Annotated in this window: 21 protein-coding genes; 7 read left to right on the forward strand and 14 right to left on the reverse strand. The window is 74.4% G+C overall.

Features of this window, described 5'->3' with window-relative positions; all coding sequences use genetic code 11:
• Positions 1-103 precede the first annotated feature (103 nt).
• On the forward strand, positions 104-499 hold the full coding sequence (locus tag HNR61_RS15270) for a hypothetical protein (protein WP_182843775.1): 396 nt from the start codon (positions 104-106) through the stop codon (positions 497-499).
• A gap of 12 nt (positions 500-511) precedes the next feature.
• On the opposite strand, the gene HNR61_RS15275 is transcribed toward HNR61_RS15270, so the two are convergent.
• Positions 512-2,287, reverse strand: a complete 1,776-nt coding sequence (locus HNR61_RS15275; RefSeq protein ID WP_246442679.1) for a serine/threonine-protein kinase — start codon at positions 2,285-2,287, stop codon at positions 512-514.
• Between the two features lie 204 nt (positions 2,288-2,491).
• Between HNR61_RS15275 and lysX the strand changes: the two genes are divergently transcribed.
• The gene (gene lysX / locus HNR61_RS15280) at positions 2,492-5,800 is read left to right on the forward strand and encodes a bifunctional lysylphosphatidylglycerol synthetase/lysine--tRNA ligase LysX (protein WP_312897915.1); all 3,309 of its coding nucleotides are present in this window, start codon (positions 2,492-2,494) and stop codon (positions 5,798-5,800) included.
• 133 nt (positions 5,801-5,933) lie between these two features.
• On the opposite strand, the gene HNR61_RS15285 is transcribed toward lysX, so the two are convergent.
• Positions 5,934-6,617 carry a hypothetical protein gene (locus HNR61_RS15285; RefSeq protein ID WP_182843778.1) on the reverse strand — a complete coding sequence of 228 codons (684 nt, stop codon included), beginning with the start codon at positions 6,615-6,617 and terminating at the stop codon, positions 5,934-5,936.
• A 40-nt stretch (positions 6,618-6,657) separates the two neighbouring features.
• Positions 6,658-7,062: a winged helix-turn-helix transcriptional regulator gene (locus HNR61_RS15290; protein WP_182843779.1), complete on the reverse strand. Its 405-nt coding sequence runs from the start codon at positions 7,060-7,062 to the stop codon at positions 6,658-6,660.
• Positions 7,063-7,122: 60 nt separating this feature from the next.
• Between HNR61_RS15290 and HNR61_RS15295 the strand changes: the two genes are divergently transcribed.
• Entirely contained in the window at positions 7,123-7,524 is a 402-nt protein-coding gene (locus HNR61_RS15295; RefSeq protein ID WP_246442680.1) for a YybH family protein, read from the forward strand.
• Positions 7,525-7,544: 20 nt separating this feature from the next.
• On the opposite strand, the gene HNR61_RS15300 is transcribed toward HNR61_RS15295, so the two are convergent.
• Together HNR61_RS15300 and HNR61_RS15305 are read right to left on the reverse strand one after the other, a co-directional pair.
• Positions 7,545-8,423, reverse strand: a complete 879-nt coding sequence (locus HNR61_RS15300; RefSeq protein ID WP_182843780.1) for a bifunctional helix-turn-helix transcriptional regulator/GNAT family N-acetyltransferase — start codon at positions 8,421-8,423, stop codon at positions 7,545-7,547.
• 44 nt (positions 8,424-8,467) lie between these two features.
• Positions 8,468-8,866, reverse strand: coding sequence for a DUF3291 domain-containing protein (locus HNR61_RS15305; RefSeq protein WP_182843781.1), 399 nt, complete (start codon positions 8,864-8,866; stop codon positions 8,468-8,470).
• A 70-nt stretch (positions 8,867-8,936) separates the two neighbouring features.
• Here HNR61_RS15305 and HNR61_RS15310 point away from each other — a divergent pair, with 70 nt between their 5' ends.
• On the forward strand, positions 8,937-9,500 hold the full coding sequence (locus HNR61_RS15310) for a TetR/AcrR family transcriptional regulator (protein ID WP_312897916.1): 564 nt from the start codon (positions 8,937-8,939) through the stop codon (positions 9,498-9,500).
• A gap of 175 nt (positions 9,501-9,675) precedes the next feature.
• Here the strand turns inward: HNR61_RS15310 and HNR61_RS15315 are convergent, their stop codons facing one another.
• The 3 genes from HNR61_RS15315 to HNR61_RS15325 form a co-directional block, all read right to left on the reverse strand.
• Complete coding sequence (locus tag HNR61_RS15315) at positions 9,676-10,728, reverse strand: NHL repeat-containing protein (protein WP_182843782.1); 1,053 nt, start codon at positions 10,726-10,728, stop codon at positions 9,676-9,678.
• Complete coding sequence (locus tag HNR61_RS15320; protein ID WP_312897917.1) at positions 10,725-11,297, reverse strand: sigma-70 family RNA polymerase sigma factor; 573 nt, start codon at positions 11,295-11,297, stop codon at positions 10,725-10,727. The genes HNR61_RS15315 and HNR61_RS15320 overlap by 4 nt, the downstream gene beginning before the upstream one ends.
• 71 nt (positions 11,298-11,368) lie before the next feature.
• Complete coding sequence (locus HNR61_RS15325) at positions 11,369-12,613, reverse strand: HEAT repeat domain-containing protein (RefSeq protein ID WP_182843784.1); 1,245 nt, start codon at positions 12,611-12,613, stop codon at positions 11,369-11,371.
• A gap of 33 nt (positions 12,614-12,646) precedes the next feature.
• On the opposite strand from HNR61_RS15325, the gene HNR61_RS15330 reads away from it, so the two are divergent.
• Positions 12,647-13,513, forward strand: coding sequence for an alpha/beta fold hydrolase (locus HNR61_RS15330; RefSeq protein ID WP_220509328.1), 867 nt, complete (start codon positions 12,647-12,649; stop codon positions 13,511-13,513).
• On the opposite strand, the gene HNR61_RS15335 is transcribed toward HNR61_RS15330, so the two are convergent.
• Positions 13,488-13,883 (reverse strand): hypothetical protein, encoded by a 396-nt coding sequence (locus HNR61_RS15335; RefSeq protein WP_182843785.1) that lies wholly within the window; start codon positions 13,881-13,883, stop codon positions 13,488-13,490. The genes HNR61_RS15330 and HNR61_RS15335 overlap by 26 nt on opposite strands.
• Positions 13,884-13,917: 34 nt before the next feature.
• Positions 13,918-14,310, reverse strand: a complete 393-nt coding sequence (locus HNR61_RS15340; RefSeq protein ID WP_182843786.1) for a nuclear transport factor 2 family protein — start codon at positions 14,308-14,310, stop codon at positions 13,918-13,920.
• Positions 14,311-14,536: 226 nt separating this feature from the next.
• Between HNR61_RS15340 and HNR61_RS15345 the strand changes: the two genes are divergently transcribed.
• Positions 14,537-15,616: a sensor histidine kinase gene (locus HNR61_RS15345; protein WP_182843787.1), complete on the forward strand. Its 1,080-nt coding sequence runs from the start codon at positions 14,537-14,539 to the stop codon at positions 15,614-15,616.
• Complete coding sequence (locus HNR61_RS15350) at positions 15,613-16,272, forward strand: response regulator (RefSeq protein WP_182843788.1); 660 nt, start codon at positions 15,613-15,615, stop codon at positions 16,270-16,272. The genes HNR61_RS15345 and HNR61_RS15350 overlap by 4 nt, the downstream gene beginning before the upstream one ends.
• Here HNR61_RS15350 and HNR61_RS15355 read toward each other — a convergent pair whose 3' ends face one another.
• Genes HNR61_RS15355 through HNR61_RS15370 form a run of 4 tightly spaced genes read right to left on the reverse strand, consistent with a single transcriptional unit; the run spans position 16,273 to position 19,729 of the window.
• Positions 16,273-16,791: a hypothetical protein gene (locus tag HNR61_RS15355; RefSeq protein WP_182843789.1), complete on the reverse strand. Its 519-nt coding sequence runs from the start codon at positions 16,789-16,791 to the stop codon at positions 16,273-16,275. It abuts the gene before it with no gap.
• A gap of 51 nt (positions 16,792-16,842) precedes the next feature.
• Positions 16,843-17,703, reverse strand: coding sequence for a GNAT family N-acetyltransferase (locus tag HNR61_RS49920; RefSeq protein ID WP_220509329.1), 861 nt, complete (start codon positions 17,701-17,703; stop codon positions 16,843-16,845).
• A complete protein-coding gene (locus HNR61_RS15365; RefSeq protein WP_182843790.1) occupies positions 17,700-18,611 on the reverse strand; it encodes a WD40 repeat domain-containing protein in 912 nt (303 codons plus the stop codon). Before HNR61_RS15365 ends, HNR61_RS49920 begins: the two co-directional genes overlap by 4 nt.
• A gap of 20 nt (positions 18,612-18,631) precedes the next feature.
• Positions 18,632-19,729 (reverse strand): winged helix DNA-binding domain-containing protein, encoded by a 1,098-nt coding sequence (locus tag HNR61_RS15370; RefSeq protein WP_182843791.1) that lies wholly within the window; start codon positions 19,727-19,729, stop codon positions 18,632-18,634.
• Positions 19,730-19,734: the final 5 nt, after the last annotated feature.

The following is a 19,734-nucleotide window of genomic DNA, read 5'->3' on the forward strand; positions in this document are numbered from 1 at the left end:
CCCCACAAAAGCCGCATTCATCCCGCAATGCGAAGCTTGCCACGGAGATCCTCCCGTGTTCCACTGCCCACTGACGATCTCCTGACCGGAGGAGCAACCCACCGTGCGCCTTTCCGTCAAGTCCACCGTCCTGACGCTGGGTCTGACCAGCGCCGTCCTGGCGGCCACCGTCACCCCCGCCGAAGCCGCCGTCCCCTACCGCAACTGGGTCCAGTACGGCCGCAACGTGGTGGGGGTCACCTGGTACCCCAACGGGGACTACTTCCGCATCTGGAACAACGCGTCCGGCCCCTACAGCTCAGGCTGGACCGAATGGAACTACGTCGGCGTCAAGGACAAGTGGCACCGCGTCGGCAACGTCGGCGCGCGGTCCAACGCCATCTACGGCAAGAACCTCAGCGAGAAGCGCCAGATCTACTTCCGCGCCTGCTTCTGGGACGGCGGCCTGGTCCACTGCTCCAAGGCCGTCCGCTTCCGCGTCTCGGGCCGCAACCCGTGATCCCGCCCGGGGTCAGTCGTCCGCGCCCTTGAACGAGGCGAAGACGGGCCGGAGCCTGGCGATGGTCTCCTCCCACTCGCTCTCGGGGGCGGAGATGAGGATGGCGTAGCCCCGCTTGCCCATCACGAAGCCGCGGTTCAGCACGCGGGTGCGGCTGCCGTTGCCGTGGGTGAACTCCCAGTCCGCCGACTTGCTGCCGTCCCCGGTGTCGGGGACGGGCGGCTGGTCTCCGGTCTTCTCGATGCGGATGCGGTCGTAGTTCCGGAAGTTGGAACGGGAGGTCGCCTGCTCCTGGCGCCGCCAGTCCGCCAGCGCGCTGGAGTTGGCGTCCGGGGTCTGGTCGATCTGGATGTAGCCGCGGCCGCTCGGGGCGTCGAAGTAGACGCTGCTGCCCTTGTGGCGCGGCCCGCGGTAGTCCTTCGGGACCGCGACCGAGAAGCCGGTGCCGTCCTCGTACCGGCGGAAGCCCGCGGGGACGCCGTCTGCTTCGGCGGTCTTGGTGGGGCTCGTCTTCGTCGGGGGCGGGGAGGACGACGGGGGTTTCGACGCGGGGGGCGTCGTCTGCTGGCCGGTCGGGCGTTTGTTGCTCTGGTTGGCGGCCGGCTTGTCGTCGCCCGTGAGGAACAGGGCGACGCCGCCGACGACCAGCAGCATCACCAGGATCGCCGCGCCGAGCAGCAGCAGGTTGCGGCGGCCGTCGGAACTCCCCCCGACGCCGGACGCCGGTTCGGTGCGGTCGCCCACCTGCCACGACCCGCCGCTGGCGGGAGGCGTCGGGGCCTCCTCCTGGGCCGCCGGGGTCACGCGGGTCTCGGCCATCGGGACGGGGGTCGGCTTCGGCTCGGTGCGCCAGCGTGAGGAACGCTTCGGGGCGGGCTCGGGCTCGGGTTCGGCGGGGGCGGGCTCCTCGAAGGTCTCCTCGGTGTACTCCACCGCCATGGTGCGCTGGGTGTCGACGGTCTCCTGGCGGACGATCGCGTCCATCAGGGCCCCGGCCTCGATGGCGTCCATGCGCTCGTCGGGGTTCTTGCGGAGCAGGCCCTCGATGACGGGGGTCAGGCGGCCCGCGCGCTCCGGCGGGGCCGGCTCCTCGGAGATGACGGCGACCAGCGCGGCCATCGGCTCGGAGCGCTCGAACGGCGACTTGCCGTGCAGCATCGTGTAGAGGGTGACGCCGAGCGACCACAGGTCGGAGGCGGGACCGGCGGTGCGGCCCCGGGCCCGCTCGGGGGCGATGTAGGCGGGCGAGCCCATGACCAGGCCGGTCTGGGTCAGCGTGGCGTCGCCCGCGGCGGTGGCGATGCCGAAGTCGGTGAGGACGGCGCGGTCGCCCGTGGTGACCAGCACGTTGGACGGCTTCACGTCGCGGTGCAGGACGCCCGCCTCGTGCGCGGCGTGCAGGGCGGCGAGCATCTGGCGGCCGATGTCGGCGGCCCGCCGGACCTCCAGCGGCCCCTCCTGTTTGATCACCTGGTCGAGGGAGCGCGCCTGGATGAGCTCCATGATGATCCAGGGGCGGCCGTCCTCCTCCACGACGTCGTAGACGGTGACGACGCCGGGATGGCCGAGACGGGCGGCGGTGCGGGCCTCGCGGAACGTGCGCTTGTACTGGACCGCCCGTTCCTCATCGGTGAGACCATGCGGAAGGATGACCTCCTTCACCGCAACGTCACGACCGAGGACCTCATCGTGAGCCTGCCACACCGTGCCCATGCCACCGCGGCCGACCGTGTTCACCAGTCGGTAGCGCTGGGCGAGCAACCGCTCCCCGGTGGTCTCATTTGGCATATCCGCGACCATATCGACTTTTGCTGACAATCTTGGACCCGGCGTGCAAGCCACATCCCCCTACCCGTACGACGTCCGCCGTAACTCCACGGTTCGGCACCGGGGGCGGCGACAGCAGAACGAAGCGTGATGCAAGTGACAACCGGTACAACTAAGGGACCTCATTCCAGTGGCGACAGGGGGGCCATGAAGGAGCAGACGGCCGTGTCCAACGGACGCACCGCGCCGCGCGGCACCGGGCCGCGGGGCAGGTGGCGGAGCCTGATCGAAGCGGTCCCGCCGGTCTTCTTCTGGTACACCCGCCTGTCGGGCATCCTGTCGATCCTGTCCTGGCTGTCGTCCGACATCATCGTGCAGGTCCTCAGCATCTGGGCGCTGCGCTGGATGTTCTATCTCGGATTCTCCCCCAGCGTGCCGTGGGGTCTGCTGCTCATCCTGCTGTCGATGGGCATCAAACGCCGCAAGAAGGCGGCCTGGCGCATCCTGGTCGTGCTGTTCGGCCTGTACTCGGTGTCGGCGGTGCTGCTGCTGGTGAAGCTGCTGCTCGACCCGGACGAGCCGCAGCCGATCGGCGCGTTCGCCTCCAGTGCGATCTATCTCACAGTGACCGCGCTGCTGGTGGCGGCGCGCGGGCAGTTCACCACGCTGCCCGACCGCGCCAACCGGCGGCTGGCGGCCATCGTGTTCTCGGTGCTGCTGGTGGTCAGCGGGTGCGTCGGCACCTTCCTGGTGACGATCACCGACCGCAACCCGCGCGGCGACTTCCTCACCCACCCCTACTACGTGCTGCTCCAGACGACGCTGGGCTCGGGCGTCACCGGCGAGCCGATCGACGTGGACGTGCCCGGCTGGGTCGACGTGCTGATCGGCGTCCTGGGGACGGGCCTGCTCATCGTGACGTTCTGGGCGCTGTTCCGGCCGGGGCGGCGCGACCCGGTGCTGTCGGCCGAGGAGGAGATCGACGCCCGCCGCCTGCTGGCCGAGTACGGCGACCAGGACTCCCTCGGCTACTTCGCGCTGCGCCGCGACAAGGACGTCATCACCGCACCGAACGGCAAGGCGGCCATCGCCTACCGGGTCGATGGTTCTGTCTGCCTGGCCAGCGGCGATCCCCTCGGCGACCCCGAGTCCTGGGACCAGGCGATCGAGACCTGGCTGGCCGAGTGCCGGGCGCACGCCTGGATCCCCGGCGCGGTGTCGGTCGGCGAGCGCGCCGCGCACGTCTACCGGCGGCACGGCTTCGACGCCATCGAGCTCGGCGACGAGGCGGTCATCGACCTCACCGAGTTCAACCTGGACGGCCGGGAGATGCGGCAGGTCCGCCAGGCGGTGCGCCGCGTCGAGCGCGCCGGGTACACCGTCCGCATCCGCCGCCACTCGCAGATCCCCGACTGGGAGATGGCCAAGCTGATCCGCAGCGCCGACGCCTGGCGCGGCGACGAGACCGAGCGCGGCTTCTCCATGGCCCTCGGCCGGCTCGGCGACCCCACCGACGGGCGCTGCGTGATGGTGGAGGCGTTCGACGCCCAGGGCGAGCTGCGCGGGCTGCTCAGCTTCGTGCCGTGGGGCCGCTCCGGGCTGTCGCTGGACCTGATGCGCCGCGACCGGGCCGCCGAGAACGGCCTGAACGAGTTCATGGTCGCCAAGCTCGCCGAGAAGGCCGCGCTGGTCGGCGCGCAGCAGATGTCGCTGAACTTCGCGATGCTGCGGTCGGCGTTCGAGCGCGGCTCGCAGATCGGCGCGGGCCCGGTGGCGCGGCTGTACTACCGGTTCCTGTCGTTCGCGTCGAAGTTCTGGCAGCTGGAGTCGCTGTACCTGGCCAACTCCAAGTACATGCCCGAGTGGCGGCCCCGGTTCATCTGCTACCAGCAGAGCCGCGACCTGATCCGGCTCGGCCTGGCCTACGCCCGCGCCGAGGGCTTCCTGCCGAGCCTGAACCGGCCCAAGCTGGACCGCGCGGCGAACATGGTGCCCTCCACCTCCCTCGTCCAGAAGATCAAGGAGATCGAGGAGGCCGCCGAGGCGTCCCGCGCCCCGCAGCGGCGGCTGTCGGAGCAGGAACGCGTCCGGCACGACAAGCTCGCCAAGATCGAGGCGGCGGGGATGGAGCCCTACCCGCTCGGCTTCGACCGCACCGACTACGTCGGCGACATCCGCGCCCGGCACGCCGGGCTCGCGCCCGACGCGCGCACCGGCGAGCGCGTCGCCGTCGCCGGGCGCGTCGTGCTGGCCCGCGAGCACGGCCGGCTGGTCTTCGTGACGCTGCGCGACGAGACCGGCGACATCCAGGTCATGCTGTCGGCCGCCGACCTCGGGGCCGAGCCGCTGGCGCGCTGGAAGGAGCTCATCGACCTCGGCGACCAGGTGGGCGTGGCCGGCGAGGTCGTCACCTCCCGCAAGGGCGAGCTGTCGGTGCTGGCCGGATCCTGGACGCTGACCGCCAAGTGCCTGCGCCCGCTGCCCAACAAGCGGTCGGGCCTGTCGGACCCGGAGGCGAAGGTCCGGCAGCGCTACGTCGACTTCATCGTCAACGACGACTCGCGCCGGATGCTGCGGATGCGCGGCGACGCGGTGGCGGCCGTCCGCGACGGGCTGCGCGACCGCGGCTACCTGGAGGTCGAGACGCCGATGCTCCAGCCGATCCACGGCGGCGCGACGGCCCGGCCGTTCACCACCCGGATCAACGCCTACAACATGCAGCTGTACCTGCGGATCGCGCCCGAACTGTACCTCAAGCGGCTGCTGGTCGGCGGCGTCGGCAAAGTCTTCGAGCTGAACCGCAACTTCCGCAACGAGGGCGTGTCGCAGAAGCACAACCCCGAGTTCACGATGCTGGAGGCGTACGAGCCCTACGGCAACTACGACACCATGGCCACGCTGACCCGCGAGCTGGTGGTGGCGGCGGCCGAGGCGGCGCTCGGCACCACGGTCGTGGTGCGCGACGGCGTCGAGTACGACCTGGGCGAGCCGTGGCGGGAGATCACGGTGTACGGGTCGGTGTCGGAGGCGCTCGGCGAGGAGGTCACCCCGGACACGCCGCTGGCGGCGGTGCACGGGCTGGCGCGGAAGGTGGACCTGAACTTCGACCCCGAGTGGGGCCAGGGCAAGCTCGTGCAGGAGCTGTTCGAGGCGCTGGTCGAGGAGGAGCTGAAGGCCCCGACGTTCGTGCGCGACTACCCGGCCGAGACCTCCCCGCTGACCCGGCCGCACCGCGACGACCCGCGGCTGGCCGAGAAGTGGGACCTGATCGTGTTCGGGCTGGAGCTGGGCACCGCCTACTCGGAGCTGATCGACCCGATCCTCCAGCGGCAGCGGCTCACCGAGCAGTCGTTGCAGGCCGCCGGGGGCGACCCCGAGGCGATGGAGCTGGACGAGGACTTCCTGCGGGCGCTGGAGTACGCGATGCCGCCCGCCGGGGGCATGGGCATGGGCGTGGACCGGCTGCTGATCACCCTCACCGGGCGGTCGATCCGGGAGACGATCCCGTTCCCGCTGGTGCGCCCGGGGTTCTGAGGCTGGTTCGCAGGGGGGCGCTGGGAGGGGCTCCGCCGGGGGACGGCCCCGGCCCGGCGTCGTCCGGGCCGGGGCCGTCCCGCGCGCGGTCACCACGCCCCGCCCGGCCACGCCCCGCCCGGCCACGCCCCGCTCACAGGAGCGGGCGCGGGACGGGGCGGTAGCCCTGCCCCGCCAGCCAGTGCCGGGCCCGGCCGCGCCGGCGTTCCTCCAGGAAGAAGCGCCACCGCCCCAGGACGGGCTCGACCTCCTCGGCGAACCGGTCGCGCGCGTGGGCCGCCAGCAGGCGGGCGCGCAGGTCCTCGTCCTCCACCGCGCTCGCGAAGTCGGCCGCGTCGCGCGGGTGCGGGCCGCCGGGCCAGAAGCCGAGCCAGCGCCCGGGGTCGTACTCGGGGCGCTCGGGGTCGAACGCGGGCTCGTCCACCAGGTCCAGCGCGGGCAGCACGTCCCCCCGCCGCAGGTCGACGACCCAAGCCTCGCCGGGGTCCCCCTCCAGCGCGGCCCCCAGCGCCGCCAGGTCCACCGGGGCCGCGGTCAGCGCGGCGCGCTCCCGCGGGGAGCCCAGGACGGCGGCCAGCTCGGCGGCCAGCTCGGCGTCACCGGGGCGGCCGCGGCCGTCCAGCTCCTCCAGGCACTTGCGGGCGAGGCGTTCGGCGTCGTCGGCGCGCTGCCGGACGGCGGCGGCCAGGACGTCCCCGGCGTACTGGAGCACCGGACCCAGCGGCCGGGCGCGCAGCACCGCGACCCCGGCGCCCCCGTCCCCCCGGAAGGCCGCGGCCCGCAGCTCGGCGAGCGCGTCCTCGCCCCAGTCGGTCACCCTCCCTTTGTACACATCCGGTACGACAGCGCGCCGCGTCTCATCCCTTCCCCGGGGCCACATCTCCCTCCCCGCGCGGTGCGGTCGCGCCCCAGTCCCACAGGGCCTGGAGGACCGGGCCGAGGCGGCGGCCGTGCTCGGTGAGGACGTAGCGGGTGCGGGGCGGCCAGCCCGGCTGCCGGTGCCGTTCGACGACGCCCGCCTCCAGCAGATGGGCCAGCCGGTCGGCCAGGACCTTGTCCGACAGGGTCGGCAGGGCCGCGCGGAGGTCGGTGAAGCCGCGCTCCTCCTTGAGGAGCTCGCGGATCACCAGGGTCGTCCACCGGCCCCGCAGCGCGTCGAGCGCGATCTCGACGGGGCAGGCGGGGCTCGGCGCGGTGACGGCGGCGCGGGGGTCGTCGGGGAGGCCGGGCCGGGCCTCGTCACCGACCGTTTGGTGAGCCACGGGAGGGCCTCCTAGCGTCACGGATCGTCCAGAGCTTTCTACCTGCTGGGAGTGAATGCCATGATGCGCCCTGGTCTCGCGGACCGTCCCGAGAACGTCCCGTTCGTGTTCGCCGAGCGCTTCAACAGCGGCGACCCGGCGGCGCTGGCCGAGATGTACGAGGGCGAAGCGGTGTTCGTGCCGGAGGACGGCGCGGCGGTGCGCGGCGACGACCTGCACGCGGCCAACGCCCGCTTCCAGGGCCTCGGCCTGCCGATCAGCGTACGGCCCCGGCACGTGCACGCCAACGGCGACCTGGCGCTGCTGATCGTGGACTGGTGCATCGAGGGACCGGGCCCGGACGGGGAGCACCTGTACATCGAGGGCACCGCCACCGACGTGGCGCGACGGGGCCCGGACGGCCTCTGGCGGTACGCGATCGACAGCCCGTTCGGGGCGGCGACGCGGCATGCCGGGGAGTAGCGCGCCGGAGCCCGCGGCCGTCAGAGGCGCTTCTCGAACCAGTGGTGGGCGTAGTGGTCGTCGTTGAACGGCGGCACCTCGCGGTAGCCCGCCGAGCGGTAGAGGGCGATCGCCTCGGTCAGGACGCGGTGGGTGTCCAGGCGGACCGCGGGGACGCCCGCGCCGGCGGCGCGGGCCTCGGCCTCGGCCAGCAGGCGGCGGCCCAGGCCCATGCCGCGCGCGGCGGGGCTGACCCACATGCGCTTGAGGTGGGCGTACTCGGGGTGCAGCTTCACCGCGACGCACCCGACCGGCTCGGCGCGCAGGGTCGCGACCAGGAACATGCCGCGCGGCGGGCGCAGCTCGTCGTCGCCGGCGGAGACGCCCCGGGACGGGTCGAAGCCGCCGTCGAAGCGGCGGTCGATCTCCTCGGCGTAGGCGCGCAGGCAGAGCCGGGCCGCGGGGTGGGCGGGGTCGAGGGCGTCGATGGCCACGGCGGAGGCGACCAGGAGGCGCTCGACCTCGGCCATCGCGGTGACGAGGCGCTCGCGCTGGGGCGCGGTGAGCGGCTCCAGCAGGGAGGCGGCGCGAGCGTCGGAACGGCGGTCGAGCTCGGCGCGTTCGGCCAGGCCGGCGGGGGTGAGGCGGGCGACGCGGACCCGCCCGTCCGGGCCGGTGGGCTCGACGGAGACCAGGCCCGCGCGCTCCAGCGACCGCAGCGTCCGGCTGAGGTAGCCGGAGTCCAGGTCGAGGCGTTCGCGCAGGTCGCGCACCTCGCAGCCGGACGGGCCGATCTCCCACAGCAGGCGGGACTGGCCGAGCGGCCGGTCGAGGGCGAGGAAGCTGTCGTCGAGCGCGCCGACGCGCTGGGTCACCGTGCGCTGGAAGCGCCGCACCTGGGCGACGGCCTGGACGTCCATATCTCTGACCTTAGTCAGAGAACTGCGGCGGGGCGGTGGCCGGATCAGGCCACGGCGCGCCGCTCGGCGACGCGCCGCTCGACCTCCTCCCAGGTGATCGGCAGCTCCGCGGCCGGGACCGTCCAGAACACGAACACCGACTCCTTCATCACCCCGCGCTGACTCCGCATCACGGAGCGGTGCGGGTCGGAGGCCGCGTAGGCGTTGATGGCGTCGCGGTCGCGCCAGGCCGAGACGGTCCAGAACGTGCGCCGGAACGGCTCGGCCTTCAGCGCCAGTCCCCGCACGCCCTCCGAGCGGCGGGCCTGCCACCACAGGACCATCGAGGCGCGCAGGAAGCCGGGCACCTGGCGCAGGGATCTCACCTCGAACCGGGAGGCCATCACGGTGACCTCGGCGTCGGACGCGGGCGCCTGCGGCTGGATCCAGGGAACGGCGGGCATGTCGTCTCCTCATCTTGTCGATGGAAAGATTGAGACACGCTAAACTAGCCAATGTCAAGTTCTGGAGGGGGTGACGGTCATCGGCGAACGCGGATACCACCACGGCAATCTGCGGCGCGTCATCATCGACGCCGCCGTCGAGGCGATCGGCGAGTCCGGGATCGCCGGATGGAGCCTGCGCGAGCTGGCGCGACGGGCCGGGGTGTCGCACGCCGCGCCCGCGCACCACTTCGGCGACAAGGCCGGGCTGCTGACGGCGGTCGCGGCCGAGGGCTACACGCTGTTCGCCGACGCGCTGGAGGCGGCCGGGGACGACTTCCTGGACGTCGGGGCCGCCTACGTGCGCTTCGCGACCCGGCACCGGGCGCACTTCGAGGTCATCTTCCAGCCGGGCCTGTACCGGGCCGACGACCCCGAGGTGGACGCGGCGCGGGCGCGGGCGGCGGGGATCCTGGAACGCGGCGCGCGCACGGTCGCCAAGAGCCGCGGGGACGACGGGACCGCCCGGATCGCGGCCTGGTCGGCCGTCCACGGCTTCGCGACGCTGTGGCAGAGCGGAGCGCTGCCACAGCGCCTCGGCGACTCCCCCGAGGAGGCCGTCCGCCCGGTCCTGACCCTGCTGTTCGGGGACTAGGCCGTGTTTCAAAGCCCTGGCCTACGGCGCTCGCCTGGGGGCTCGCGCCTCACCAGGGCTTGGCGAGCGCGGCATCGCTTCGCGATCTGACCTGCGGGCCCTCGCCTTCGGCTGCGGGCCCGCAGGTCAGGTAACGCGCTCGCGTGCGTGGCTGAGGCCCACTTTGAAACAGGCCCTAGCCGGGCAGGCGGTCGGCACGGCCGGTGGTGACCTTCGTCCCGGTGACGACGTGGACGCGATCGCCGATCATGGCCACGACCCGGTTCCCGGCCACCTCGAAGGTGGTGGGCGCGTCGGGGTCGCTCGACGGCAGCGGCACCTCGCGCGTGATCGTCTTGGACGCCGGCGCGTACCAGACGACACGGTTCCGCCCGCCGTTGCGCACCAGCGCGACGATGTGCGTGCCGTTCTTGTCGAACATGGCGCCGTGCAGCCTCCCGTCGCCACCTCCCAGGGAGATCGGGCTGACGCGGCCCGTCGCGGTGTCGAGCGTGTGCAGACCGGGCTCCAGGTAGTCGCCCATGGTCTCGAAGACCAGTTCGCGGCCGTTCGGCGCCCACCGCAGGGAGCTGGCCAGGGCGCGGGGCGGGAGGCGGGTGACGCGGTGCTCGCCGGTGGCGGGGTCGACGACCGTGATGGTCCCCCTGCCGGAGGGGTCGCACTCCCTGCCCGCGTACGCGATCCGGCGCGCCCCCGGGGAGACGGCCAGCTGCTCCGGGCCCTCCCCCATCCGCTGCCGCAGGTCGGCGCCGCGCAGCTCGGTCGGCGCCCCGCTCGGGCGGCCGTCCGCCCCGAGGACGAGCCGGTGGAAGCGGACGCGGCAGGCCCGCGGGTCGGCGGTGGTGAGGACGAACGTCCGGTGGTCCCCCGAGTCGGCGGAGTTGCGGAAACCGCCCGACCCGGCGGGGGCGGGGACCGTCGCGACCTGCCGGCCGGTGTCGGCCTTGCGCACCGTCACCGACGCCGCGCCCGGAGGCCACGCCCCTTCGAGGACGTAGTCGACGCCCGTGTAGGCCGCCAGGGAGAGGCCGGGATGCCGCGACCACGGCGCGGCGACCAGGAGGGCCACGACGGTCACGGCGACCGCCGCGGCCAGGCCGCCGAACGGCACCAGGCGCGGGCGGCGCGGCGGGGGCGCGGCGGGCAGCGGCCGCAGGTCCTCGTCGCGGACGGTGGCGGCGGCGTCGCGCAGGGCGGATCGCAGCAGTTCGTCGGAGAGCCCGGTCATCGCTCCTCCTCGTACCGGTCGCGGAGCGCGTCCAGGCCCCGGGAGATGGTGGACTTGACGGTGCCGGGCCGCACGCCCATGGCCGCGGCGATCTCGGCCTCGGAGAGGTCGAGGTAGTAGCGCAGGACGATCGCCTCCCGCTGCCGGGCGGGCAGCCGGGTCAGGGCCTGGAGCACCCGCCGGCGGTCGTCGGCGACCAGCGCGTCGTTCTCCGCCGACCACACCGGCTGCGGGGCCTGGAACAGCCGGTGCGCCAGGGACCGGCGGCGCGCCAGCGTCCGGCAGGCGTTCAGCACGGCGGCGCGGGTGTAGGCGAGCAGCTCCGGCGGCGTCGCGGGCAGGCCGCCCCCTCTGCCGCGTCCGCGGCGCTGCTGGAGGCGGGCGTACACGTCCTGGACGACGTCCTCCGCGGTGCCCTGGTCGCCCACCAGCAGCAGCGCGAGCCGCACCAGCGCCCCGTGGTGGGCCTGGAACAACCCCGCCAGCCCGCCGTCGCCCTTCTCGGGTTCCGGTGGTGTCTCCGCGTTCCCGCCGGGATCCTCCGTGCCGTCGCGGGCGGCGCCGCCCACGGCCGGTCCTTGATACGACCTCATGCTCTGAGAACCAACGAACGCGCGGAAGGTTGCTTCCTCCCTCCGTCCTACTCGTCCCGCTCGTCCCGCTCGTCGAGGCGCTCGGAGGCGTACCAGAGCATCTCGCGCATGTGGTCGGTGGTCCCGGGGTCGTTCCAGATGCGGTCCAGGGCCTCGCGGCAGCGGGCGTCCCGGTGCAGGGCCAGGCCCTGGACCGCCTCGTAGGCGGCGTGGAGGTACGGGTCGTCCAGATGGGCGGCCAGGACGTCGAGGAGCCGCGGGGCGTCCAGGTCGCTGTGGACGAGCGTCGCCAGGGCGGCCCGGCGGACGTCGCCGTCGGGGTCGTCGGCCAGGGCGGTCACGGCGCGCTGGACGTGCGGGCGGGGTTCGTTCCGGAGGGTGACCGAGGCGGCCACGTGGCAGCGGACCCCGGGGTCGGGGTGGCCGGCGTGGCGCAGGATCTCGGTGTTCGCCCCGGCGCCGTCCGAGAACTCGGCGAACGCCGCGACCAGCGAGCCGAGCGCGCGAGGGTCGCGTTCCGCGCGGCAGCGCCGCCGGGCCAGTTCGCGGGCTTCCTCGACATGCGGCCACCCGTCCTCGGCGTAGATCTGGAGGCTCAGCATGCGCAGGGTGTCGGCGGCGAAGCGGCGGCGGTCCACCGACGGGTCCTCGGCCAGCGCGGCGAGGCGGCGCAGCGTGTGGTGGTCGCGGCGCGAGCTGAGCGTGGCGGTCGACTCGTACCAGTCGCTGGATCCGGGGCGGGCGTGGAACAGGGCGCGGTCCACCAGTTCGTCGAACGGCACCGGCACGCCGAGCAGCCGTTCGAGGAAGGTAACGATGCCCCGGTGCCCGGTGCACGCCTCGGCGCCGCGGCCGTCGGCGGTGGTCACGCGGACGCGGACGGACGTCGCCTGGCCGAACTCGTCGAGGACGTCGGAGCGTTCGACGGTGGCCGTGCCATCGTCGCCGAGACGGCGGCGCAGTTCGGTCTCGACGTCGACGGTGAACCAGCGGCGGGCGACGGGCAGGACGCGGCGTTCCCAGCCGGGCGCGCTCGCCGGGGTGAGCAGCGCCCGGAACATCTCCCCGTCGCCGCGGTCGACCGCCCAGGTCAGCGCGTCGGTGCCGTCCGCCCAGGGGCGGGAGGGGTCGGCTCCCAGCTCGACCAGGGCCTCGGCCGTGGCCCCGTCCCCGGCGAGCAGGGCGGCGCGCAGCAGCGCGGCGCCCTCGTCGCCGGAGAGGTCCTCGGCGGGCAGCCGCCACAGGGCCGCGACGTCCCCGGTGCGCGCCGCCGTCGTGAACGCCTCGTCCATGACCCCATTGTGGGGGTCAGGAATAATGTGATCATGATGTTCGTGACCGACCCGGAACGGCTCGGGACGACGCGGCTCCCGGACGGGCGGGCCCTCGCCTGGGCCGAGTGGGGGCCGCGTGACGGGTTCCCGGTGGTGTTCTGTCCGGGGGCCGGGTGGAGCCGGTGGCTGGGGTTCGGGCCGGACGCGGTCCACGCGCTGGGCGTCCGGCTGGTCTCGGTGGACCGGCCGGGGCTGGGCGGGTCCGACCCGTCGCCGGGGCGGACGCTGCCGGACTGGGCCGAGGACGTGCGGGCGCTCGGGCTGGACCGGCCCGCGGTCGTGGGGTTCTCGCAGGGCGCGCCGTTCGCGCTGGCGTGCGCGGCGGCGGGGGTCGCGTCGGCGGTGGCGGTCGTGTCGGGCGGGGACGAGCTGGCGCATCCGGCGTTCGCGGACGCGCTCGTGCCCGACGTGCGGCGGCTGGTGGACCTCGTCGCGGCCGACCCGGCGGGCGCGGAGGCGGACTTCGCGGCGTTCGGGAACGCCGACTCGATGTTCCGGATGAGCGTCGACGGCGGCCCCGACGTGGACCGGGAGGTCTACCTGCGGCCCGAGTTCGAGAAGGCGTTCCGGCGGGCGCTGGAGGAGGGCTTCGCGCGGGGCGGGGCGGGCTACGCGCGCGACACCGTGCTGCACCTGGCGCGGTGGCCGTTCCGGGTGGAGGACGTCGCGGTGCCGGTGGACCTCTGGTACGGCGGGCGGGACGCGAACCCGACCCACTCCCCCGACCTCGGCGCGACGCTGGAGCGGCGGCTGCCCGACGCCCGCCGCCACCTGCTTCCGGAGGCGGGCGGCGGGCTGCTGTGGACGCGCGCCGGGGACGTCCTGCGGGAGCTCACCAGTCGCGCCAGGCGTCGGTGATCTCGGCGGCGTCGATGCCGCGCCGGGCGGCCAGCGCCTCGACGTCGATCCCCCACTCGACGAGCGTCTCCACGATGTACTCGCACAACTGCTCGCGTTCGATCGTCTCGAAGGCGCCGTGCCTGCCGTCGATCTCGTTGAGGTCGAGCACGACCTGCTCGACCTCGGCGAAGACCTCGGCGTCGGAGGGGCGGCGCAGCGCGTCCAGGCGCTTCTCGAACGCCGCCAGCGCCGCGTCGGTCTCGCCGATCAGCCGGTCGGGGTAGAGCTCGGCGGAGGTGGCGTCGGCGTGGTTCAGCGTTCCGGCGGCGACCTGGCGTGCCTCGTCGGCGATCCAGTCGCGCCACAGGGTCGGGGGGCGAACGGCCATGGCTCGGCACCGTAGCCCCCGGGTCCGACAGTTCTCAGGCACGGCCGGTGTGGGTGATCTGGTCGACGCGCCGGATCCGGCCGTCCTCGGCCAGCTCGCCGAACATCAGGACGTGGATCTCCAGCGTCCCGCCCTTCCGGGTCGTGGGCCGCGTCGTGTAGCGGGCGGCGAAGCGCGGGCCGTCCAGCAGCATCTCGTGGATCTCGGTCTCGACGTCGAGGGTGTTGCGGCGGGCGGGCCGGGCCTGGCCGAGCATCCGCCGCCGGTCCACCGGGACCCCGTAGTTGCGGAAGACGAAGTCCGGCGCGAGGTAGCGGTCCAGGATCGCCTCGGGGTCCTCGTCGGTGAGGCCCATCTCGCGCGGGTAGTCCCGGATGAACGCGGTGAGGAGGCGTTCGCCGGTCACTGGTTCGCCGGTCACTGTCATGTCGGCCCCTTTCCCGGAGGGGCGCCGCCGCGTTCGCCGCGCGGCCGGCGCCGGTGAGCGTTCACCCCGATCGTGTCCGGCGCGCGGGCCGTTCCTCCTCGGCTCGAAGGCCGCACTTCGGGTACCGCGCCCGGGGGAGGGGCCCGGGACGTACTTCGCGCGCAGTACGCGTGGTTCGTCCATCAAGCGGACTCGCCGGGCGATCAAGCCTGGTTAGGGTGCGTTCATGGGATCTGTCAGGGTCGTGCTCGTCGACTGGGTGCCGGCCGTCGGGACGGCGGCGATGCTGCTGGGGGCCGGGCTGGCGGCGGGGGGCGGCGCGTGGGGCGCGGTGCCGCTGGCGACGGCCGGGCTGGCGCTGGGGCTGCGGCGGCGGTGGCCGCTGGCCATGCTGCTCGCCGTCGCGGTGTCCACGCTGGCCTACCTCGCGGCCGGGGCGCAGGTCCCGCCGGCGGCGTTCCTGGTCGCGGTGTTCGCGGCGACGCGGGCGGGGCTGCGGGTCGCGGCGGCCGTGGTGACGCCGTCGCTGCTGGTGGGGGTGCTGCTCGCCTGGACGCCGCTGTCCGTGCCCGAGGTCGCCAACGCGCTGCTCGCGCTGGGCTGGGTCGTGGCGGCCGGGGTGGCGGGCGAGGCGCTGCGGCAGGCCGAGGGGCGGGCGCGCGAGGCCGAGCGCACCCGCGAGGAGGCCGCGCTGCGCCGCGCCAGCGAGGAGCGCCTGCACATCGCGCGGGAGCTGCACGACTCCCTCACCCACCAGATCTCCGTCATCAAGGTGCAGGCCGGGGTCGCCGTCCACCTGGCGCGCAAGCGCGGGGAGGAGCCGCCCGAGGCGCTGCTGGCCATCGAGAACGCCGGGCGCGAGGCCGCCCGCGAGCTGCGCGCGACGCTGGCGGCGCTGCGCGGGGCCGAGGAGCCCGCGCACGGCCTGGACGCCCTTCCCGGCCTGCTGGAAAGCGCCCGCGCGGCGGGGGTCGGCGCGACGCTGACGGTGCCCGACCGGCTGCCGGACCTGCCCGACGCGGTGGGCCGGGCCGCCTACCGGATCGTTCAGGAGTCGCTCACCAACGTGGCCCGGCACGCCGGTCCCGCGACCGCCTCGGTCCGGATCGAGCACGGCCCCGGACGGCTCACCGTCCACGTGGAGGACGACGGCCGGCCCGGATCCGGCGGCCCGTCCGGGTCCGGCGTCGGGCTGGTCGGGATGCGGGAGCGCGTCACCGCCCTCGGCGGCACCCTGGACGCGGGCCCCCGCCACGGCGGCGGGTTCGCCGTGCGCGCCGAGCTGCCGGTGGAGCGCACCCCGTGATCCGGGTGCTGCTGGTGGACGACCAGGCGCTGATCCGGGGCGGGTTCCGGGCGCTGCTGGACGCCGAGGACGACATCGCGGTGGTGGGCGAGGCCGCCGACGGGCGGGAGGGCGTGGCGCTGGCGCGGGCGCACCTGCCCGACGTCGCGCTGGTGGACGTGCAGATGCCGGAGATGGACGGGATCGAGGCGACCCGGCGGATCGCCGCCGACCCCGGGCTGGCGGACGTCCACGTGGTGATCCTGACGAACTACGGCTTCGACGAGTACGTGTTCGACGCGCTGCGGGCGGGCGCGACGGGGTTCCTGGTGAAGGACGTCGAGCCCGCCGACCTGCTGCACGCGGTGCGGGTCGCGGCGCGCGGCGACGCGCTGCTGGCCCCGGCGATCACCCGGCGGCTGATCGCCTCGTTCATGACGCACCCGCCGCGCCCCGGGCCGGTCGCGGACGGGGCGGAGCTGACCGGCCGGGAACGCGAGGTCGTCGCGCTGGTCGCGCGGGGCCTGTCCAACAACGAGATCGCCGACCGGCTGGTGATCAGCCCGCTGACCGCCAAGACCCATGTCAGCCGGGCGCTGGCCAAGCTCGGGCTGCGCGACCGCGTCCAGCTCGTGGTGTTCGCCTACGAGACGGGGCTGGTCGCGCCGGGCGGCTGATCACATCCCGGCGGGGTCCACCGCGAACCGCCCGAACCCGATCGGCGCGAACGGCACCGGCCCCAGGCAGTCGGCGACGTCCGACCATCCCCACTGCCCGCCCGCGTAGCCGATCCGGTTGGCCGAGCCGTTGCCGACGACGGTGAACGCCACCCGCGGGTCCTTGGGCACCGTCCCGACCACCGCCCTGGTGATCCTCCCGGTGACGGTCGCGTGGTCGCCGGACGCCAGCAGGCAGGTGACGCGTCCGGTGAACTCCGCGCCGGTCCGGCCGTCCTTGGTGAAGTGCCAGACGTGGAAGGTGCCGGACGACTTCACGCCGTCGGGCTTGAAGACGTTGCGGGCGTCGAACCGGAACTGGATCCGGTCACCGGGGTAGCCGCTCTCCGGCGGAGAGACGTACCCGGCGGTGCCGCGCACCGACTGCCGGATCTGCGGCGCGTCCTGTCCCTGGTGCGCGGCCCGCGGGATGGCCGGTCCCGGGTCCCGCGCGAGGGCCGGGGCCAGCGCCATCAGCACCGCGAGCGCCGTCAGCGCCGCCGGGACCGTGGTGTGGGGTCGTGTGGGTGGTCAGGGGTGGGTGAAGGTCAGGGTTCTCGCGTGGGCGCGGAAGCCCAGGGACGCGTAGGTCGCGCGGGCGGACGGGTGGCCGTCGTCGCCTCGCGCGGTCACGCGGGCCGTCGTCGCGCCCAGGTCGCGGGCGGCGCGCAGCGCGGCCAGGATCGCGGCGCTCGCCAGGCCGCGCCGCCGGTGGGCGGGATCGGTGCCGACCGGTTCCAGGACGGCCGCGCCGCCGTCCAGCCAGACCAGGCAGAACGCGGCGGGCGTCCCGTCCGGGGCCTCCACCAGCCAGTCCAGCCCGGCGCGGTACGGCCACGCCCGCATCACCTGCCGGTAGCTCTCGGCGGTGACCCGCGAGGGCGGGTGGCCCGGCAGGGAGAACGCCGCCCGGTGCACCGCCGCCCGCGCCCCGGCGTCCTCCTCGCCCCGCACGGGACGGAGCGTGTAGCCGTCCGGCGCCTTCGGGGCGGCGAGGTCCGCCAGGTCGAGCCGCATGGACACGAAGAACGGGCCGTCCCGGCGTTCCCGGTAGCCGTGCCGCCGCAGCGCCTCGATCAGCGGCGTCTCGGTGTCCAGCGCGGTCACCTCGCGTTCCCCGCCGGGCATGACCTGGTCGGACCAGCGCAGGACCGCGTCGGCCAGCTCCGGGCGCGCGGGGTCGTACTGGAGGTCCAGTTGGCCGGGCCGCGCCCAGCCCCACGCGACCACCCGGCCGTCCTCCTCCCAGAGGGCGGTGCGCCATTCGGGTTCGCGGCCGAGGTGCTGGAAGCGGGACCAGGCGAGTTCGCCGGGATGGAGCCGGGGGTCGGGGAGGCGGCGCGCGAGTTCCTGCATGGCCCGCAGGTCGGCGGGGCCCGTGTACGGCCTCACCGTCGCGTCCGGCGGACCGGCCGGCCCTGCTCGTCGGAGGTCACCCAGGAGCCGTCCCCCGGGAGTTCGAGGTCGTAGGGCGTGCGCGCGTGCGTTTCGAGGCGTTCGACGACCCCGCCCGTACGCAGGTCGACCAGGTAGTGGTGGTGCCGCCCCTCCTCGTCCTCGCTGATGGTGACGATCGCGGTGCCGGCGTCGAGGAAGCCGCCGCTCCACTCCACGGACGCCTCGTCCGGGTCGTGCCCGAAGACCTCGACGGCCAGCTCCAGCGTCTGCTTCCCATCGGGGCCGTCGTGGAAGGCGGCGTCGGCCCGGCCGTGGTCGACCGTCATGAAGCGCCGCCCGTCCGGGGACAGGTCGATGAGGCTGCGGTGGTCCCACGGGTAGGCGGTCGTCTCCAGCCGGCCGTCGACGAGGGACCCCCGGTAGACGCGCACCCCGTCCTGCCCCTCCCCGACGTCGAGCAGCACGTGGACGCCGTCGGGATGCCGGAGCTGGACACCGCCGTGCCCGGCGCAGTCCAGCTCGACCCCGTCGATCTCCGCGCCGGTGGCGGCGTCGAGCACGACCCAGCGGTCGGGGCCGCCGCGCCCCGCGTAGGCGTCGGGCCGGTACAGCCACACCACCGCGCCGTCGCGGGAGAACGCGCAGTCCGGGCTGTGCCCGTACCGCTCGGTCGAGCGGGGCAGCAGGTCGTACCGCCACCGCTCGGTTCCGTCGCGGCCGACGCAGACGACCTCGTGCCGCGTCGCGTAGACGGCGTGCTCCAGGTCGGGGGCGGCGTCGTGCCCGCACGGCTCCGCGCCCGGCGCCACCGGGAAGACCGCCACCGGCTCCAGCGGCCCCTCACCCTCGGGGAGGTAGGCGCATACTCGGCCGTCCAGGAAGCGAGTGAGGATCCGGGTCATAGCGGGAGGTTAGCGGTTGCCTACCGCTCCAGGGGCGCGAAACGGATGTCGTGCTCGTCGTCGGGCGCGGTGAACGCCAGCAGCCGCGCCCCCTCCGCCTCGGCCTCCGAGGTGTCGCGGAGGGGTTCGAAGAGCTCGACGCGCAGGGTGGACCGGGCGGCCTTCCGGTCGCGCTCGACCCGCCAGACGCCGCGCACCCGCCCGTCCACCAGCATCGTCGCCTTCACCCACGCCCCGACGCAGATGACCTTGCGCTGCTCGACGGTCATCACGCGGGTGCGGTCGTGGTAGGCCAGCAGCAGGTTGTCCAGGTCGGGCAGGAACCGCACCGGCGCCGGGACGCCGGGGTCGGGCAGCTCGGCGTCCGGCAGGTCGAACAGCTCGACGCCGTTCCCGTCCCGGTAGGTCCGCAGCTCGCCGCGCATCCGGTCGAAGTCGCCGTCCATCCGGCGCATGCCCGACCACGCCTGGAAGTCCTTCACCGAGCCCGGCCCGAACGCCGCCAGGTAGCGCCGGATCAGCTCGTCGGGCCGCGGACCGGAGGCCAGGGGGCGGCCCGTCCACTCCTCGACCAGGGCGAACGGCGTCGCGCCCCGGGTGTTCCACGTCCCGCTGGGCGGCGGGTGGACGACCGGGACGAGGGCCTGCACCGACCAGCCGAGGGCCTGGAGGTCGCGGTCGGGCCAGCGTTCGGCGAGCGCGCGGGCGACCTGGGGGCGGGTCAGCGTCCGTCCGGTCAGCGCCTCGCGCGCGGCGGCGGCCAGCTCGTCCAGGTCCCAGTCGGCGGTGACCCGCCCGAACGCCGCCTGCCGACCGCGCAGGACGGCGGGCTGCACGAGCGGCCGCATCCGCAGGAAGTCGTCGGTGGTGGCGATGTGCTGGGTGGCGCGCAGGAACGAGGACCGCACGATGGACCGGTCGTAGAGCAGCGCGGTCAGGTCCTCCTGCCGGAAACCCGCCAGCCGGGTCCAGAGGCAGTGGTAGGGGACGTTCGGGTCCTGGGCCTGGACGCCGACGAGGCGCGCGACGGCGTCCAGGGCGGGCATGTCCGAACGCGTGAGCAGCAGCTGCCGGTCGAGGGCGGCCCGGTTGAGCGTCCGCCGGTCGAGCACGTCCATCCCGC

The organism is Actinomadura kijaniata, from assembly GCF_014138665.1.
GTDB lineage: Bacteria > Actinomycetota > Actinomycetes > Streptosporangiales > Streptosporangiaceae > Spirillospora > Spirillospora kijaniata.

Excerpts from the sequence above, each read along its gene's own strand:
- HNR61_RS15340 (WP_182843786.1), bottom strand. The coding sequence starts at position 14,310 with ATGACAGTGACCGGCGAACCAGTGACCGGCGAACGCCTCCTCACCGCG.
- HNR61_RS15330 (WP_220509328.1), top strand. The coding sequence starts at position 12,647 with ATGATGTTCGTGACCGACCCGGAACGGCTCGGGACGACGCGGCTCCCG.
- HNR61_RS15275 (WP_246442679.1), bottom strand. The coding sequence starts at position 2,287 with ATGCCAAATGAGACCACCGGGGAGCGGTTGCTCGCCCAGCGCTACCGA.
- HNR61_RS15345 (WP_182843787.1), top strand. The coding sequence starts at position 14,537 with ATGGGATCTGTCAGGGTCGTGCTCGTCGACTGGGTGCCGGCCGTCGGG.
- HNR61_RS15295 (WP_246442680.1), top strand. The coding sequence starts at position 7,123 with ATGATGCGCCCTGGTCTCGCGGACCGTCCCGAGAACGTCCCGTTCGTG.
- HNR61_RS15305 (WP_182843781.1), bottom strand. The coding sequence starts at position 8,866 with ATGCCCGCCGTTCCCTGGATCCAGCCGCAGGCGCCCGCGTCCGACGCC.
- HNR61_RS15365 (WP_182843790.1), bottom strand. The coding sequence starts at position 18,611 with ATGACCCGGATCCTCACTCGCTTCCTGGACGGCCGAGTATGCGCCTAC.
- HNR61_RS15325 (WP_182843784.1), bottom strand. The coding sequence starts at position 12,613 with ATGGACGAGGCGTTCACGACGGCGGCGCGCACCGGGGACGTCGCGGCC.
- HNR61_RS15335 (WP_182843785.1), bottom strand. The coding sequence starts at position 13,883 with ATGGCCGTTCGCCCCCCGACCCTGTGGCGCGACTGGATCGCCGACGAG.
- HNR61_RS15315 (WP_182843782.1), bottom strand. The coding sequence starts at position 10,728 with ATGACCGGGCTCTCCGACGAACTGCTGCGATCCGCCCTGCGCGACGCC.
- HNR61_RS15370 (WP_182843791.1), bottom strand. The coding sequence starts at position 19,729 with ATGGACGTGCTCGACCGGCGGACGCTCAACCGGGCCGCCCTCGACCGG.
- HNR61_RS15300 (WP_182843780.1), bottom strand. The coding sequence starts at position 8,423 with ATGGACGTCCAGGCCGTCGCCCAGGTGCGGCGCTTCCAGCGCACGGTG.